This is a genomic window from Streptomyces sp. NPDC005863 (genome assembly GCF_042871345.1).
Lineage (GTDB): Bacteria > Actinomycetota > Actinomycetes > Streptomycetales > Streptomycetaceae > Streptomyces.
Genome location: NZ_JBIAII010000009.1, coordinates 294797 through 312402, shown reverse-complemented (window position 1 = coordinate 312402; position 17606 = coordinate 294797). Strand labels below are relative to the sequence as shown.

General features: G+C 70.9%; 13 protein-coding genes. 10 read left to right on the top strand and 3 right to left on the bottom strand.

Annotation, left to right across the window (positions count from 1 at the left end; all coding sequences use genetic code 11):
- Nucleotides 1-29: 29 nt before the first annotated feature.
- From ACFYO9_RS28895 to ACFYO9_RS28865, 7 genes are all read left to right on the top strand, one after another.
- Entirely contained in the window at nucleotides 30-920 is an 891-nt protein-coding gene (locus ACFYO9_RS28895) for a diacylglycerol kinase (protein ID WP_358778825.1), read from the top strand.
- Nucleotides 921-1018: 98 nt separating this feature from the next.
- On the top strand, nucleotides 1019-3829 hold the full coding sequence (locus ACFYO9_RS28890) for a DEAD/DEAH box helicase (protein WP_355810343.1): 2811 nt from the start codon (nucleotides 1019-1021) through the stop codon (nucleotides 3827-3829).
- Nucleotides 3830-4220: 391 nt separating this feature from the next.
- Nucleotides 4221-5879 carry an ATP-binding protein gene (locus ACFYO9_RS28885; RefSeq protein WP_355810346.1) on the top strand — a complete coding sequence of 553 codons (1659 nt, stop codon included), beginning with the start codon at nucleotides 4221-4223 and terminating at the stop codon, nucleotides 5877-5879.
- Nucleotides 5876-6283, top strand: coding sequence for a roadblock/LC7 domain-containing protein (locus ACFYO9_RS28880; RefSeq protein ID WP_055556816.1), 408 nt, complete (start codon nucleotides 5876-5878; stop codon nucleotides 6281-6283). Before ACFYO9_RS28885 ends, ACFYO9_RS28880 begins: the two co-directional genes overlap by 4 nt.
- Nucleotides 6280-6693, top strand: coding sequence for a DUF742 domain-containing protein (locus ACFYO9_RS28875; RefSeq protein ID WP_355810349.1), 414 nt, complete (start codon nucleotides 6280-6282; stop codon nucleotides 6691-6693). Before ACFYO9_RS28880 ends, ACFYO9_RS28875 begins: the two co-directional genes overlap by 4 nt.
- Entirely contained in the window at nucleotides 6674-7288 is a 615-nt protein-coding gene (locus ACFYO9_RS28870) for an ATP/GTP-binding protein (RefSeq protein WP_355810352.1), read from the top strand. The genes ACFYO9_RS28875 and ACFYO9_RS28870 overlap by 20 nt, the downstream gene beginning before the upstream one ends.
- Before the next feature lie 122 nt (nucleotides 7289-7410).
- Nucleotides 7411-8886, top strand: coding sequence for a cytochrome P450 (locus tag ACFYO9_RS28865; RefSeq protein ID WP_358778824.1), 1476 nt, complete (start codon nucleotides 7411-7413; stop codon nucleotides 8884-8886).
- 95 nt (nucleotides 8887-8981) lie between these two features.
- Here ACFYO9_RS28865 and ACFYO9_RS28860 read toward each other — a convergent pair whose 3' ends face one another.
- Nucleotides 8982-9959 (bottom strand): pseudouridine synthase, encoded by a 978-nt coding sequence (locus ACFYO9_RS28860; RefSeq protein ID WP_358778823.1) that lies wholly within the window; start codon nucleotides 9957-9959, stop codon nucleotides 8982-8984.
- Nucleotides 9960-10045: 86 nt separating this feature from the next.
- Between ACFYO9_RS28860 and ACFYO9_RS28855 the strand changes: the two genes are divergently transcribed.
- Nucleotides 10046-10627: a GNAT family N-acetyltransferase gene (locus ACFYO9_RS28855; protein ID WP_358778822.1), complete on the top strand. Its 582-nt coding sequence runs from the start codon at nucleotides 10046-10048 to the stop codon at nucleotides 10625-10627.
- Nucleotides 10628-11754: 1127 nt separating this feature from the next.
- Here ACFYO9_RS28855 and ACFYO9_RS28850 read toward each other — a convergent pair.
- Complete coding sequence (locus ACFYO9_RS28850) at nucleotides 11755-12591, bottom strand: siderophore-interacting protein (RefSeq protein ID WP_355810361.1); 837 nt, start codon at nucleotides 12589-12591, stop codon at nucleotides 11755-11757.
- Nucleotides 12592-12643: 52 nt separating this feature from the next.
- Nucleotides 12644-13549 carry a 5'-3' exonuclease gene (locus tag ACFYO9_RS28845; protein ID WP_358779329.1) on the bottom strand — a complete coding sequence of 302 codons (906 nt, stop codon included), beginning with the start codon at nucleotides 13547-13549 and terminating at the stop codon, nucleotides 12644-12646.
- 319 nt (nucleotides 13550-13868) lie between these two features.
- Between ACFYO9_RS28845 and ACFYO9_RS28840 the strand changes: the two genes are divergently transcribed.
- A complete protein-coding gene (locus ACFYO9_RS28840) occupies nucleotides 13869-14990 on the top strand; it encodes a glycine betaine/L-proline ABC transporter ATP-binding protein (RefSeq protein ID WP_358779328.1) in 1122 nt (373 codons plus the stop codon).
- Entirely contained in the window at nucleotides 14983-17592 is a 2610-nt protein-coding gene (locus tag ACFYO9_RS28835) for an ABC transporter permease/substrate binding protein (protein ID WP_358709680.1), read from the top strand. Before ACFYO9_RS28840 ends, ACFYO9_RS28835 begins: the two co-directional genes overlap by 8 nt.
- Nucleotides 17593-17606 lie beyond the last annotated feature (14 nt).

The window sequence follows — 17606 nt, the reverse complement described above, 5'->3', positions numbered from 1 at the left end:
CTCCCGCACACATCTTCGGGGGGACCCCAGTGACCAGCGAGATCACCCTCTTCGTCAATCCCACCGCGGGCCGCGGCCGGGGCGCCCACGCGGCGCAGCCGGCCGCTTCCGCGTTGCGGGCGCGCGGCTTCTCGGTGCGGACCGTCATCGGCGAGGACGCCCCTGACGCGCTGCGGCGGGCCCGTGCGGCCGTCGAGGGCGGCACGGGGGCCCTGATCGCCGTCGGCGGCGACGGCATGGCGAGCCTCGCGCTGCAGGCCGTGGCCGGGACCCGTACCCCGCTCGGCGTGATCGCGGTGGGCACCGGCAACGACTTCGCGCGCGCCCTCGGCCTGCCGGTGCGGGAGCCGGCCGCCGCGGGGGAGATCGTGGCGGAGGCGCTCAAGGGCGCGCGCACGCGCGACGTCGACCTGGGCAGGGTCGGCGACACCTGGTTCGGGACCGTGTTCGCGTCCGGCTTCGACTCCCGGGTCAACGACCGGGGCAACCGGATGCGCTGGCCCACCGGCCGTTTCAAGTACGACCTGGCGATGGTCGCGGAGCTGGCGGCGTTCCGGCCCATCCCGTACCGCATCACGCTGGACGGCGGCGACGTCCACGAGGTCGAGGCGACGCTGGTGGCGGTGGGCAACGGCACCTCGTACGGCGGCGGGATGCGGATCTGCGCCGGGGCCGACCTGGGCGACGGGCTCTTCGACGTCACCGTGGTGGGGGACTGCAGCCGTACGACACTGCTCAAGGTCTTCCCGCGGGTCTACAAGGGCACGCACCTCGACCATCCCAAGGTCACGGTGTACCGCGCCGCCGAGGTCGAGCTGGCCGCGCCCGGCATCACCGGGTACGCCGACGGGGAGCCGCTGGGCGCGCTGCCGCTGACCGCGCGGTGCGTGCCGGGGGCGGTGCGGGTGCTCGGACCCTGAGCGGGCGCCGCCGCGCGCGCCCGTGAGCTGCCGCGTTCCGCCTCCGTTCGGATAATGATCGTCCGTTGTCAGTGGTGGCCGGTAGTCTCGAAAGCACGATGACAGAGGACCTCTCACCGGCCGAGCGGTATGCGGCGGCGCGCCAGCGCGCTGCCGAGCAGGCCACCGCACTCGCGTCCTTCCGCGAGATGTACGAATTCGGCCTCGACCCCTTCCAGATCGAGGCCTGCCAGGCGCTGGAGGCGGGCAAGGGCGTGCTCGTCGCCGCCCCCACCGGCTCGGGCAAGACGATCGTCGGCGAGTTCGCCGTGCACCTCGCCCTGGAGCAGGGCAAGAAGTGCTTCTACACCACGCCCATCAAGGCGCTCTCCAACCAGAAGTACGCCGACCTCGCCAGGCGGTACGGCGCGGACAAGGTCGGCCTGCTCACCGGCGACAACAGCGTCAACAGCGAGGCTCCGGTGGTCGTCATGACCACCGAGGTGCTGCGGAACATGCTGTATGCGGGCTCCCAGTCGCTGCTGAACCTCGGCTATGTGGTCATGGACGAGGTGCACTACCTCTCCGACCGCTTCCGCGGCGCCGTCTGGGAGGAGGTGATCATCCACCTCCAGGAGTCGGTCACGCTGGTCTCCCTGTCGGCCACGGTGTCGAACGCCGAGGAGTTCGGCGACTGGCTCGACACCGTCCGCGGCGACACCGAGGTGATCGTCTCCGAGCACCGGCCCGTGCCGCTCTTCCAGCACGTGCTCGCCGGACGCCGGATGTACGACCTCTTCGAGGAGGGCGAGGGCCACAAGAAGGCGGTCAACCCCGACCTCACGCGCATGGCCCGGATGGAGGCCAGCCGCTCGTACAACCCGCGGGACCGCCGCAGGGGCAAGATGATCCGGGAGGCCGACCGCGAGCGGGAGCGCCGCCAGCGCTCGCGGATCTGGACGCCGGGCCGCCCCGAGGTCATCGAGCGGCTCGACGCCGAAGGGCTGCTGCCCGCCATCACGTTCATCTTCAGCCGCGCGGGCTGCGAGTCCGCCGTGCAGCAGTGTCTGTACGCGGGACTGCGGCTGAACGACGACCAGGCGCGCATGACGGTCCGCCAGATCGTCGAGGAGCGCACCGCGCTGATCCCGAACGAGGACCTCCACGTCCTCGGCTACTACGAGTGGCTCGAAGGCCTTGAGCGCGGCATCGCGGCGCACCACGCGGGCATGCTGCCCACCTTCAAGGAGGTCGTCGAGGAGCTGTTCGTGCGCGGCCTCGTCAAGGCCGTCTTCGCCACCGAGACCCTCGCCCTCGGCATCAACATGCCCGCGCGCAGCGTGGTGCTGGAGAAGCTCGTCAAGTGGAACGGCGAGCAGCACGCCGACATCACCCCGGGCGAGTACACCCAGCTCACCGGCCGCGCGGGGCGCCGCGGCATCGACATCGAGGGCCACGCGGTGGTGCTCTGGCAGCGCGCCATGAGCCCCGAGCACCTGGCCGGCCTCGCCGGTACGCGCACGTACCCGCTCCGCTCCAGCTTCAAGCCGTCGTACAACATGGCGGTGAACCTGGTCGACCAGTTCGGGCGGCACCGCTCGCGCGAGCTCCTGGAGACCTCCTTCGCGCAGTTCCAGGCCGACAAGTCGGTCGTCGGGATCTCCCGGCAGGTGCAGAAGAACGAGGAGGGCCTGGCCGGTTACCAGGCCTCCATGACCTGCCACCTGGGCGACTTCGAGGAGTACGCGCGGCTGCGCCGCGAGCTCAAGGACCGGGAGAACGAGCTGGCCAAGCAGGGCGCGGCCCAGCGCAGGGTCGCCGCAGCGGTCGCCCTGGAGAAGCTGAAGCCGGGCGACGTCATCCACGTCCCCACCGGGAAGTACGCGGGCCTGGCGCTCGTCCTCGACCCGGGGATCGCCGCCGGGCGGGCCGACGGCCACCGGGGCTTCGACCACGTGGAAGGCCCCCGCCCGCTCGTCCTCACCGCCGAGCGGCAGGTCAAGCGGCTCGCCTCGATGGACTTTCCGGTGCCCGTCGAGGCCGTGGAGCGGATGCGCATCCCGAAGTCGTTCAACGCCCGCTCGCCGCAGTCCCGCCGCGACCTGGCGTCCGCGCTGCGCACCAAGGCCGGGCACATCGTGCCCGACCGGCACCGCAAGGGGCGCGCGGAGGCCGCCGACGACCAGGAGATCGCCCGGCTGCGCGCGGAGCTGCGCGCGCACCCCTGTCACGGCTGTGACGAGCGCGAGGACCACGCGCGCTGGGCCGAGCGGTACCACCGCCTCAAGCGCGACACCTCACAGCTGGAGCGCCGGATCGAGGGGCGGACGAACACCATCGCCCGCACCTTCGACCGGATCGTCGCCCTCCTCACCGAGCTCGACTATCTGCGCGGCGACGAGGTCACCGAGCACGGCAAGCGGCTCGCCCGGCTCTACGGCGAGCTGGACCTGCTGGCCAGTGAATGCCTGCGCGCCCGCGTGTGGGAGGGGCTGAGCCCGGCCGAACTGGCCGCGTGCGTCTCGGCGTTGGTGTACGAGGCGCGCAGCAGCGATGACGCCATCGCGCCGAAGCTGCCGTCCGGGGCGGTGAAGGCGGCCCTGGGCGAGACGGTCCGCATCTGGGGCCGGCTCGACGCCCTGGAGGAAGACTTCAAGATCAACCAGGCGGAGGGGGTCGGGCAGCGCGAACCCGACCTGGGCTTCGCCTGGGCGGCGTACATGTGGGCCTCCGACAAGGGGCTCGACGAGGTGCTGCGCGAGGCGGAGATGCCGGCCGGTGACTTCGTGCGCTGGTGCAAGCAGGTCATCGACGTCCTGGGCCAGATCTCCGCGGCGGCCCCGCGGGAGAACAGCACGGTGGCGAAGAACGCCCGCAAGGCCGTGGACCAGTTGCTGCGCGGCGTGGTGGCGTACAGCTCGGTGGGTTGACACCCCAAGGCGCGGACACCGCCCCCGAGGACCGGAGAGCTTCCGGACCTCGGGGGCGGTGTCGTTGTCCCTGGAGCGGTGTCGATGCCCCAGGGAGCGGTGCCGTTCGAGGCGTTACTCCACGTGTTCGAATGATCGCGACGTGTGCAAAAGAGCAGAGTGTATGCCTCTCGGTGCGGCCTCTGCAGGGGGTTGGCGAATATGACACGGCGGTGATTTCGGCGGACTAAGCTCGCCCGGAGCGCGGCGAGTTGAACGTGTTGCGACAGATTCGCGCGCTTGTTCCCAAATCTTTCGATCGTTCGCTTTATCGTCCCGACAAGACCCTGCATAGGTACCTTCACCCCCCAAAGACGTCATTCCCCCCAAGACGAGTGTTCAGAGGGCATACATGGTGAGTGTTCAATCGCCTCCCGGTGGCCGAGAAGTCCCTTACGCGCGTGTGCTGTTGCTGCCCGCCCTGCTGATGGCCGCGGCCACCGGAGCCGCCGTCGCCTCGGTGACGGAATCGGCCCGCCCCGCCGTCGGCTGGTGCGGCGCCGTCGCGACCCTCATGGTCATCGCGGTCGGCGCCGAAGCCGTGCGGCGCGGCCGGACCATCCGGGGACAGCGCGCACAGTACGGACAGCGGCTGGCCTTCCTGGAGCGGCGCATCGCCTCCCACGACGACGAGACCGTACGCCTGGGCCGGGAGATCCTGCCCGAGGCGCTCTGGCGGCTGCGGCAGGGCGAATCGCCCGCCGACGTGGTCCGCAAGGTCGTGGACGCCGACGAGGCCTACCGTGAACTCCCCGACGCCCAGCGCGACTTGCTGCGCTCCGTCCTGGAGACCCTGGACCACGAGGAAGCGATGCGCGAGTCCGCGCAGCGCGCCTTCGTCAACATCGCCCGGCGCGTCCAGTCGATCGTCCACCAACAGGCCGCGGAACTGCGCGACATGGAGGAGTTCCACGGGCGCAACCCCGAGGTCTTCGACGACCTGCTGCGCATCGACCACGGCACCGCGCTGATCGGCCGCCTCGCCGACTCCATCGCGGTGCTCGGCGGCGCCCGCCCCGGCCGCCAGTGGCCCAAGCCCGTACCGCTGTTCAGCGTGTTGCGCGGTGCGATGTCCCGGATCCTCGACTACCCGCGCGTCGAACTGCACTCGATCGCCAACGTCGCGATCCACGGCACCTCCGTCGAGCCACTCATCCACGCCTGCGCCGAACTCCTCGACAACGCCACCCGCTACTCTCCGCCGCAGACCAAGGTGCACGTCACCGCCGTCGAGGTGCAGACCGGCATCGCCGTCGAGATCGAGGACGGCGGCGTCAGCCTCAGCGAGGAGGCCCGCGCCCGCGCCGAACGGATGCTGGAGCAGGCCCAGGCCGGCATCGACCTCAACGACCTCGGCGAGACGCCCCGCCTCGGCATGGCCGTGGTCGGCCGCCTCTCGCAGATGTACAACCTCCAGGTCTCCCTGCGGCAGTCCGCCTACGGCGGGGTCCGCGCGGTCCTCATCGTGCCCCGCGAGATGATCACCACGGGCCCGGCGCCCGGCCTCGCGCACGGCATCGGCGCCTCCGCCGTACCGCGCGTGGACAACGCCGGACGGACCATCGAGGAGCCCGCCCGCAACATCCGCCGCAAGAAGCCCCGCGTCGTCACCGCGGGCCCGCCGTTGCGCTCCCCGCTCACCGCGACCATGGAGGACGACGTCCCCGAGGTCACCGAATGGACCCCGAACGGGCTGCCGCAGCGCCGCAGCCGCGTCAAGATCTCGCTCAGCGAGCGGTACGCCCAGGAGGCCGAGGCCCAGCGGATCGCCGAGGCCCACGCCGCAGCGACCGCCCCGCCACCGGTCCCCGCACCCAAGCGCGAGGAGCCCGAACCGGGCCTGTGGATCGAGGCGTTCATGAAGGGCGTCAAGGGCGAGGACCCGGGTGACCCCGATCCGGTGCCGCCGCCCGGAACCGCCGCGGACGGGCCCACGACCGAGGGATCCTTCCCTCCGCAGGGAACCCACCGCAACCACCACGGCAGCGCCGACGAGAGGGACTGGCAGTGATCCAGCAACGCGCCAATTTCGACTGGATGCTGAAGGAGCTCGCCGACGGGGTGCCACAGACCCGGCAGATCGTGGTGCTCTCGGCCGACGGCCTCCGCATCGCGCGCTACGGCGGCGACCCGGACGCGGCCGACCGCATCGCCGCGGCCTGCGCGGGACTGCAGAGCCTGGCCGCCGCCGTGGCCACCGAGATCCCGCACAGCGACGGCGGCATGAAGATGGTCATCATCGAGATCAACGGCGGCTACTTCTACCTGATGGCCGCGGGTGCCGGCGCCTACCTCGCCGTACTCGCGGACGAGACCGTCGACGCGGGCCTCATCGGCACCCGCATGCGCGACCTGGTGGTACGCATCGGGGCCCATCTGACGAGCCCGCCCCGGCGTGACGGGCAGGCCGTATGACTCCTGTGCCGGACTCCGCCCGAGGTGCGGAGCAGGGCGACGGCCCGCCGCAGGCCGGCGCGCCTCCCCAACGGGAGCGCCGCAGCCCCGAGAACCCGGAGCGGCTGTACATCCTCACCGGCGAGGGCTCCGAGCGGGCGCCGCTCGACCTCGTCACCCTGGTCGTCGCGCAGGGCGAGGCCTCGCCCACGGCCCAGCCCGAGCACTCCGCGGTGCTGCGGCTGTGCACGACGCCGCTCTCCGTCGCCGAGCTGTCGGCGTACATGGCGCTGCCGTTCAGCGTGGTGACGGTCGTCCTGACGGAGTTGCTCGGATCCGAGCTCATCCAGGCGCGCGCCCCCATCGTCCGCTCCGCGCTCCCCGACCGATCCCTCCTCGAAGCGGTGATGCATGGACTTCAAAAGCTCTGACACGATCACCGGCCCCCGCAGCGAGGACGTCCTGCCGCACACGGCCACGGCCGCCGTGAAGGTCGTGATCGTGGGCGGGTTCGGGGTCGGCAAGACCACGATGGTCGGCTCGGTGAGCGAGATCCGCCCGCTGACGACCGAGGAGACCATGACCCAGGCGGGCATCGGGGTCGACGACAACTACGGCTCCGAGTCCAAGACCGCCACCACCGTGGCGATGGACTTCGGCCGGATCAGCATCTCCGACGAACTCGTCCTCTACCTCTTCGGCACCCCCGGCCAGGAACGCTTCTGGTTCCTGTGGAACGGCCTCTTCGAGGGCGCGCTCGGCGCGGTGGTCCTGATCGACACCCGCCGTCTGGAGGTCAGCTTCGACGTGATCGGCCGCCTGGAGGAGCGCGGTGTGCCGTTCGTCGTCGCCGTCAACGACTTTCCCGACGCGCCCCACCATCCGATCGAGACCCTGCGCCGGGCCCTCGACCTGGAACCCGCGGTGCCGATCATGGCCTGCGACGCGCGCCGCCGGGAGTCCAGCCGGGACGTCCTGATGACCCTGATGCGCTATCTGCACTCCCTGACGGTGACACGCGTCTGAGCGCGCCGCGTCCGCACCGCCATCTCCCGGGCCCGCGCGTCCCGGACCGCCGTGTCCCGGACCCCGTGCCGCCCGGCAACCAAGAAACCCGGAACCCCTCAGCGAATCCCGGAGCGACGACCGTGACGACCTCCTCTTCCTGGCCCGGAACCGACGGCCCCGCCGCCGCGCCGCCCGGCTGCCCCGCCCACGGCCTCGGCCCCGGCGGCCTGCGCCGCCTCTTCGGCCCCGAGGCGGACGCCGACCTCGCCGGGCTGTACGAGAAGCTGCGCGCCGAGCACGGCCCGGTCGCGCCCGTGCTCATCCACAACGACGTGCCGATCTGGGCGGTCCTCGGCCACAGCGAGAACCTCCACATGGTCCGCACCCCCTCGCAGTACACCCGCGACTCGCGCCGCTGGCGCGCCGTGCAGGACGGCACCGCGGGCCCCGACCACCCGCTCGCGCCCGTCTTCACCTGGCAGCCGATGTGCAGCTTCGTCGAGGGCGACGAGCACCAGCGGCTGCGCGGCGCGGTCACCGGCGCCATGTCCGGCATCGACCACCGCGGCATCCGCCGCTTCATCAACCGCTACACGAACCACCTGCTCAACGACTTCTGCCAGGACGGCCGCGCCGACCTGGTCAGCCAGTTCGCCGAGCACCTGCCGATGATGGTGATGTGCCACGTCCTCGGCATGCCGGAGGAGTACAACGAGCGCATGGTGCAGTCCGCCCGCGACATGATCAAGGGCACCGAGACCGCCATCGCCAGCAACGCGTACGTGATGGAAGTCCTGATGGGTCTGGTCGCCCGGCGCCGGGCCAACCCGGAGGAGGACTTCACCAGCAACCTCCTCGCCCACCCCGCGCGACTCTCCGACGACGAGGTGGGCGCCCATCTGCGGCTGGTCCTCATCGCCGCGTACGAGGCCACGGCCAACCTCATCGCCAACGTCCTGCGGATGGTCCTCACCGACCCGCGCTTCCGCGCCCAGCTCAGCGGCGGCCAGATGACGGTCCCCGAGGCGGTCGAGCAGTCCCTGTGGGACGAACCGCCGTTCAGCGCGATGGTCGGCTACTTCGCCAAGCAGGACACCCAGCTCGGCGGCCAGCAGATCCGGGCGGGCGACGGCCTGATCCTCGGCATCGCGCCGGGCAACGTCGACCCGGTGGTGCGGCCCGACCTCGCCGCCAACATGCAGGGCAACCGCTCGCACCTCGCGTTCAGCGGCGGCCCGCACGAGTGTCCCGGCCAGGACATCGGCCGCGCCATCGCGGACACCGGTGTCGACGCGCTTCTGATGCGGCTGCCGGACGTCGAACTGTCCGTGGACGAGCGCGAGTTGCGCTGGACGTCGTCGATCCTGTCGCGGCATCTGGTGGAGCTGCCGGTCAAGTTCGCGCCGCGGCCGCCGCAGGATGTCATGGCGCGTCCGTCGGCTCAGCTGCCGACGCCGCGCAGGGACTGGCAGGTGTCCTCGCCGGCGCCGCGACGGCCGGAACCGGTCGATCCCGTGCCCGTCGCGCAGGCTCCGGCCGCGCCCGCGGTGGCGCCCGAGGCGGTGCGGCCCAAGGGGGCGTGGCAGCGGTTCCTCGTCTGGTGGCGGGGGTACTGAGGGCTGGGCGCGCTGGGCGCTGGGCGCTGGCCGCTGGGCGTTGACGGCTGGGTGCTGACGGCTGGGTGTTGATGGCTGGGTGTTGGTGGCCGGCGCTAGCGCGCCCAGTCGTCGTACGCCGACCAGGCGTCCAGCGTCCGGCCGCTGACGAAGCGGTGGGCTACGCCCGTGACCGGGTCCGTGAACTCCAGGACTTTCGCGAGGAGTTGCAGGGGTCGGCGGAAGTCGTCCGGCGCGGTCGGTTCAGCCACGACCGGGTAGACCGGGTCGCCGAGGATCGCAAGCCCCAACGTGCTCATGTGGACGCGGAGTTGGTGGGTGCGGCCGGTGTGCGGGGTGAGGCGGTAGCGGCCGAGGTGGTGGGGGTATTCGGGGTGGTGCGGGTGCCGGGTGGGCCGGTGTTCGACGAGTTCGATGCGGCTCTCGCTGTTGGGTTCGGCGCCCGCCACCTCGTACGCGGCGATGATCCCGCGCTCCTTCACGATGTGGCTGCGCACGGTCCGGGGGAGCGGTACGTCCGGGTCGTACGGCGCGATGGCCTCGTACTCCTTGTGTACGCGGCGGTCGCTGAACAGCGTCTGGTACGCGCCGCGTTCCTCGGGTCGTACGGTGCACAGGAGCAGGCCCGCCGTCAGCCGGTCGAGGCGGTGGGCGACGCCCAGTGTCGGGATGCCGAGCTCCGTGCGGAGGCGGGCGAGGGCGGTCTGCGTGACGTGGCTGCCGCGTGGCATCGTCGTGAGGAAGTGCGGCTTGTCCACGACGACGATGTGCTCGTCGCGGTGGACGACGTCGAGGGGGAACGGGACGGGGGCCTCCGGGGGGTGGTCCCGGTGGAACCAGACGGAGGTGCCCGGCAGGTAGGGGGTGGCCGGGGTCACGGGTGCGCGGTTCGAGTCGACGAATCGGCCGTCCCGCACCATCGCGTCGACGACGCCGGCCCCGACGGGGAGCCGCTCCACCAGAAAGTCGCGAACGGTCGGCCACGTGCCGTCGGTGGGGAGGGCGACCCGGACGGGATCGATGCCGTCGCGTTGGGGGAGCGGGGCGGCGAGGGGGCGGCGCTTGCGTCTCATCAGGGGGTCAGCGTACGGGGGGGCGTGGAGGTGTGCGTCGGGAAAACCACTGCCGTCGCCGGCGTCGCCGCTGACACGATGCGCCCATGCCTTTCACGATCTCCGACATCGTCGCGGCCGGTGCGCTCGCCCGGCGCGCGCAGCCGACGCTTCCCGTCCCCGGCGGCCTGGTCCTGCGCCCCTGGTCGTCCGCCGACGCGCCCGCCGTGTACGAGGCGTTCCAGGACCCCGTGATACAGCGCTGGCACGCGCGGGTTGCCGACTCCGAGAGTGAGGTGCGGGGCTGGATAGAGGGCTGGCGCGGGGCGTGGGAGGAGGAGCGCGACGCGTACTGGGCGGTCGCCGAGGGTGGGTCGGACGTGGTGGTGGGGCGGGTGGCCCTGCGGGGCATCGTGCTGGCGGACGGTCAGGCGGAGGTGGCGTACTGGACGATGCCGGGGGCTCGGGGGCGGGGGGTGGCGCCGCGTGCGGTGGTCGCGCTCGCGGAGTGGTCGTTCGGTGAGGTGGGCCTGCACCGCCTGGAGTTGACACACGCGACGGCGAACGAGGCGTCGTGCCGGGTCGCTTTGAAGACGGGGTTCGCGGTGGAGGGCACCAAGCGGAGTGCGGTGCTGCATGAGGACGGGTGGCACGACATGCATCTGCATGCGCGGGTGGCGGGGGTGTGAGGGGCTGGGGGTAGGGGGGGGTGGGGTGCGGGTGCGTGGGGGCTGGGGTCTGCGCCTATTGCCCGTTTTTGGGTGCGGGGCCGCGGGGGTATGTGCGTACTCGCCATCCACTGTTCGCCACGCCTCGCGGACAACATTGCTACAGCGTGCTCGGTGCTCCGTGCGCACATACCCCCACGTCCCCTCCCGTCTCGTACGCGGGTGCGGCCCGGCGGGTGGCGCACCACCCTGACGCCCCGGCTCCCACCGCACGATGCGGCGCAGCCCGTCCGCCTTCGCTCCCAAGGCGCGTAGCGGAGCGAACCCGCCTGCCCTGGTTCCCACCGCGTGACGCGGCGCAGACCCACCCGCCGACTCCCACCGCGCGTCGTGGCGCAGCACTAGCCGCCTTTGCTGCCAGGGCGCGTAGCGGAGCGAACCCGCCTGTCCTGGTTCCCACCGCGTGACGCGGTGCACGCTCACCCGCCCCGGCTCCCACCGCGCGATGTGGCGCAGACCTAGCCGCCTTTGCCGCCGAGGCACGTCGCGGGGCACACCCACCCACGGTTGCTCCCAGGGTGCGTCGCGGGGCACGCCCACCCGCTCGCCCCTGCTCCTACGACGCGTCGCGGGGCACACCTGCCCATCCCACCACTGCCCCCAGGGCGTGTCGCGGAGCGCGCCCACCCACTCGCCTCTGCTCCTACGACGCGTCGCGGGGCATACCCGCCCACCCACCCCTGCCCCAGGGCGCGTCGTGGGGCACACCCACCCGCCCTGCTCCCACGACGCGTCGCGGAGCACACCCGCCCACCCGCCTTGCTCCCACGACGCGTCACGGGGTACGCCCGCCCACCCGCCCCTACTCCCGCCCCGCGTCGCGGGGTAAACGGGTGGGTGGGTGGGATGCATCCGCCGCGGAGCGGCGGGACTGTTTGGGCCCGCAGGTAAGAGGTGGGGGGAGAGCCCGCCCCCCCCGCCCCTCCCTCGCCGCGGAGCGGCGGGTGTTTGTGGCTGCAGGTAGAAGTTGGGGGAGCCCCCCCGGCCCCCCCTAGCCGCGGAGCGGCGGGGCTTGGGTGGTGGGGGTGCTGAGGGGGCGGGGAGGTGACCCCCCGTACACCCGGAACGGCAAGGGCAGCGGGCTGCGCCTACGCAGACTTCTCCTGCTCCGCCTCCACCTCCGCGTTCCACTCCCGCTTCGACGCCTGCCAGCCGTCCTCGTTGTGGCCGAGGCGCCAGTAGCCGGAGATGGAGAGCTGTTCGCGGGGGATCTCGCGTTCCACGCGCAGGTAGCGGCGGAGTTCCTTCACGAAGCCCGCCTCGCCGTGGACGAAGGCGTGCACCGTGCCCTCGGGGAAGTCCAGGGCGCGTACCGCCTCCACCAGGAGCTCGCCCACCGGGCGCTCGCCGCGGTGCAGCCAGACGATCTCCGCGTCGGTCGCGATCTTCTGCTCCTCCTGCGCGCCCTCGACCTCCACGAAGATGCGCGCCACCGCGCCCGCGGGCAGCGCCTCCGCGGCCGCCGCGATGGCCGGCAGGGCGCTCTCGTCGCCGGCCAGCAGGTGCCAGTCGGCGTCGGCCGACGGGGCGTACGCGCCGCCGGGGCCGAGGAAGCGCACCGTGGCGCCCGCCTCGACGGTCCGCGCCCAGGGGCCCGCGAGGCCCTCGTCGCCGTGGATCACGAAGTCGAGGGCCAGTTCGCGGGCCTCCGGGTCCCAGGAGCGGACCGTGTACGTCCGCGTCACCGGCCACTGCTCGCGCGGGAACTCCTCGCGGATCCGCTGGATGTCGAACGGCTCGGGATAGGTGACGCCCTCCGCGGCGAAGAGCAGCTTCACGTAGTGGTCGGTGCACTCGCCCGCGGCGAACTCCGCGAGACCCGCGCCGCCGAGGACGACCCGCTGCATGTGCGGGGTCAGCCGCTCCGTGCGCACCACGCGCGCGGTCTGGGCCTTCGGTGCTTTTCGTGCCGGACGTTCTGCCATGGCGACGGCCTCCCCTGATCCACAACTACTTAGGTTTACCTAAGCTAACACCTCAGGGGTGCAGGACGGAGAGCAGTCGCTGCAGCGATCCGCCCAGGCCCCAGCGGGCCGCCAGTTCGTCGAGGGCCGCGGGGTCGCGCGGCTCGCGCGGCACGGCCGTGTCGACGTCGGGCAGCGGCACGTCCCCCGCCACCCGTACGACCTTCGGCGCCACCGCCACATACGCGCGCGACTCGTCGAGCCGCCTGCGCTGCGACGGCGTCAGCTTCGACCTCGGGTCGTCGACCGCGGCCATGATCCCGGCCAGGTCGCCGTAGGCGTCCAGGAGCTTGGTGGCCGTCTTCTCGCCGATGCCGGGCACGCCCGGCAGGCCGTCGCTCGGGTCGCCGCGCAGCAGGGCCAGGTCCACATAGCCGGGACCGTCCACGCCGTACTTCTCGCGCAGCCAGGCCTCGTCCGTCATCTGGAGCGTGCCGACGCCCTTGAGGGGATAGAGGACGCGGATGCCGCGCGCGTCGTCGACCAGCTGGTAGAGGTCGCGGTCGCCGGTGACGATGTCCACCGGGCCGGTGGCGCGGGCCGCGTAGGTGCCGATCACGTCGTCCGCCTCGTACGCCTCGACGCCCACCCGGGCGATGCCGAGCGCGTCGAGGACGGCCTCGATGATCGGCACCTGCGGGGAGAGGGTGTCCGGGATCTCCTCGGCGTCCGGGCCCTTCGGGGTCTCCTCGGCGACGCGGTGCGCCTTGTACGAGGGGATGAGCTCGACGCGCCAGTGCGGGCGCCAGTCCGCGTCCATGCAGGCCACCAGGTCGTCCGGGCGGTGGTCCAGGACGAGGCGGGTGATGAAGTCGAGCAGTCCGCGCACCGCGTTGACCGGGGTGCCGTCCGGCGCCTTCATGGACTCCGGGACGCCGAAGTACGCCCGGAAGTAGAGGGACGCCGTGTCGAGAAGCATGAGCCGTCGTGTTCGCTGAGTCACATCGCGCATCATGCCGCACACCACCGACAGTGCGAACGCGCTGCGCACGAGGCCGTGTCCGTCGAGCTCGTGTCGGGGGTTCGTTGCGCATCGTGATCACCGCGCGCCGAGCACGCAACGAATGTGAGCTGGGCCACTCCTTGGTTTGGTTCGGATAAGTGGGGGCAGGGGCGCACCCGGAGCCAACCCGGTCGAGGATTCAACATTTCGATTTGGTAAACGGGCAGATTCCGTGCCGCTCCACGGCCCGCCGGCGGGGGAGGCGGGCCGTCTTGGTTCGACCCGAGAGGTGTATGTGTCCAGGCTGCAGGCCGAGCACTTGTACAAGGTGTTCGGCAGACGACCCGATGACGCGGTGGAGAAACTCCGCCACGGAGCCGACCGAGAGGAGCTGCGCGCCGACGGCACCACCGCTGCCGTCATCGACGCCTCCTTCGAGGTCGAGCCGGGCCAGATCTTCGTCGTCATGGGTCTCTCCGGATCCGGCAAGTCCACGTTGCTGCGCATGCTCAACGGCTTGTCGGAGCCGACGGCCGGGCACGTGCTCTTCGACGGTCAGGACCTGACCGAGCTGAGCGCCAAGGAGATGCGGGCGGTGCGCTCCAAGAAGATCAGCATGGTCTTCCAGCACTTCGCGCTCTTCCCGCACCGCAGCGTCCTCGAGAACGCCGGTTACGGCCTCGAGGTGCAGGGCGTGCCGCGCGCCGAGCGCGAGAAGCGCGCCACCGAGGCGCTGGAGCTCGCGGGCCTCAAGGGCTGGGAGAAGTCCTGGCCCGACGAGCTGTCCGGCGGCATGCAGCAGCGCGTGGGCCTGGCCCGCGCGCTGGCCACCGACGCCGACCTGCTCCTCATGGACGAGTCCTTCAGCGCGCTCGACCCGCTGATCCGCCGGGACATGCAGGACCAGCTCCTGGTGCTGCAGAAGCGGCTGAAGAAGACCATCGTCTTCATCACCCACGACCTGAACGAGGCCATGCGCCTGGGCGACCAGATCGCCGTCATGCGCGACGGCCGCATCGTCCAGATCGGCACCTCGCAGGACATCCTGGTGACCCCGGCCAACGACTACGTCGCCGCGTTCACGCAGGACGTCGACCGCTCCCGGGTGCTCACCGCGGGCGCGATCATGGCCGAGCCGGAGAAGGGCTTCGTGGCGGCCGACGCCGCCGCGACGGTCACCGAGGACACCCCGATCATCGAGCTGTTCACCCCCTGCTCCACGAGCGACGTGCCGGTCGCGGTGACCGACGACGCCGGCAAGCTCGTCGGTGTCGTACCGCGGGCCAGGCTGCTCGCCGTGCTCGGCGAGCCGATGCAGTCGGAGACGGCCGGGGAGTCGCAGGGCGCGCCGGCCGACTCCATACCCGTGCAGGACGACGGCGGCAAGAACGTGGGCAAGGTGAGCAGCGGTGCCTAGGATTCCCTTCGGCGACTGGGTCAACGACTCGGTCGAATGGCTCAGAACCCACATGGACTGGCTGTTCGACTTCATCAAGACGATCTTCCAGAACATGTGGGACGGCGTCTACGACGTCCTCTCCGCCCCCGAGCCGTTGCTGATGGCGGGCATCCTCGCCGTCATCGCCTTCTGGCTGCGCGGCCTGGTCGGCGGTGTCCTCGCCTTCGCGGGCTTCGCGTTCATCGTGTCCCTGGAGTTGTGGGACAACGCGATGATGACGCTGGCCCTGGTCCTTGTGTCGACCTTCGTCGCGCTGGTGATCGCGGTGCCCTTCGGCATCTGGGCGGCGCGCTCCAAGACGGTCAGCGGCATCGTGCGGCCGGTCCTGGACTTCATGCAGACGCTCCCGGCGATGATCTACCTCATCCCGGCCATCCTCTTCTTCCGGATGGGCGCCCCCGCGGGCATCGTCGCCACGATCGTCTTCGCGCTCGCCCCGGGCGTGCGCATGACGGAACTCGGCATCCGGCAGGTCGACAAGGAACTGGTCGAGGCGGCCGACGCGTTCGGCACCACGCCCCGCAACACCCTCTTCCGCGTCCAGCTCCCGCTCGCGCTGCCGACGATCATGGCCGGTGTCAACCAGGTCATCATGCTCGGCCTCTCCATGGCGGCGCTGACCGGCATGGTCGGCACCCCCGGCCTCGGCGCCGACGTCAACCAGGCCATCGGCCAGCTCGACGTGGGCCTCGGCGCGGAGGCGGGCGTCTCCATCGTCATCCTCGCCATCTACCTGGACCGCGTCACCAGCGGCCTGGGCAGCCAGGTCTCGCCGCTGGGCCGCCGCGCGCTCGCCAAGCTGCAGGCCGCGCAGGGCCTGAAGATCTGGAACTACCGCCCCAAGCCCGTCGTCGCCATGGTCGGCGTCGTCGTCCTCGCGCTCGTCGCGGGCGGCATGGGCATCTTCGGCGGCACCCAGTCGGAGTCGGTGGCCGACAGCAAGAACGTCGGCCAGGGCAAGCAGCTCAAGATGGGCTACATCCCCTGGGACGAGGGCGTCGCCTCCACCTTCCTGTGGAAGGAGATCCTGGAGCAGCGCGGGTTCAAGGTCGAGACCAGCCAGCTGGACGCGGGCCCGCTCTACACCTCGCTCTCGCAGGGCGACATCGACTTCCAGACCGACTCGTGGCTGCCGACGACGCACGCCACGTACTGGAAGAAGTACGGCAAGGACCTGGAGGACATCGGTTCCTGGTACGGCCCGACGTCGCTGGAGCTGAGCGTCCCCTCGTACATGAAGGGCATCGACTCGCTCGACGACCTCAAGGGCAAGGGCGGCAAGTTCAAGGGCAAGATCACCGGCATCGAGGCGAGCGCCGGTGAGATGCAGCTGCTCAAGAGCAAGGTGCTCAAGGCGTACGGGCTCGACAAGGAGTACAAGGTCGTCGACGGCTCGACGCCGGCGATGCTGGCCGAGCTGAAGGCCGCGTACGCCAAGAAGGAGCCGATCGTCGTCCCGCTGTGGTCGCCGCACTGGGCCTACAACGACTTCGACCTGAAGAAGCTCAAGGACCCGAAGGGCGCCTGGGGCAAGGGCGACGGCGTGCACACGCTGGCGCGCAAGGGCTTCTCCGACGAGAACCCGCAGGTCGGCAAGTGGCTCAAGAACTTCAAGATGGACGAGAAGCAGCTCACCAGCCTTGAGGCCGAGATCAACAAGGCGGGCAAGGGCAAGCAGCAGGACGCCGTGCGCGCCTGGCTGAAGAAGAACCCGGGCGTCGTCGACAAGCTCGCCCCGCTGCCGAAGAACTCCGGCGGCGACGAGAAGAAGCGCGAGCTGAACGTCGCGTACTTCTCCTGGGACGAGAACATCGCCGTGACCAATCTCTGGAAGCGCGTCCTGGAGAAGCGCGGCTACAAGATGAAGCTGACGCCCTCCGACGTCGGCCCCGTCTACACCGGTCTGGCCCAGGGCGACCTCGACCTGGACCTGGACGCCTGGCTGCCCACCGCGCAGAAGTCGTACTGGGACAAGAACAAGGCGAACCTCAAGGACATCGGCTCCTGGTACAGCCCGACCTCGCTGGAGGTCTCCGTCCCCTCGTACGTCAAGGACGTCAAGTCGCTGGCGGACCTGAAGGGCAAGGGCGACAAGTTCAAGGGCAAGATCGTCGGCATCGAGCCGGGCACCGGTGTGATGACGGCGCTCAAGGACAAGGTGCTGCCGAAGTACGGCCTGGAGGGCGAGTACGACATCGTCTCCGGCTCCACCCCGGCGATGCTGGCCGAGCTGAAGGCGGCGTACGCCAAGAAGGAGCCGATCGCCGTCCTGCTCTGGTCGCCGCACTGGGCGTACAACGAGTACAAGCTCACCAAGCTGAAGGACCCCAAGGGCGGCTTCGGCAAGGGTGACACCATCCGCACCATCTCCAGCAAGGACTTCCCCGAGCAGTACCCGCAGCTCACCAAGTGGCTCAAGAAGTTCCACATGAGCGAGGCACAGCTCGCGGGTCTGGAGAACGAGATCAACAAGGCGGGCAAGGGCAACGAGCCCAAGGCCGTCGACGCCTGGCTGAAGAAGAACCCGGGCTTCGAGGAGAAGATGACGGCCGTGCAGTAGGCCGGCATCTCCGC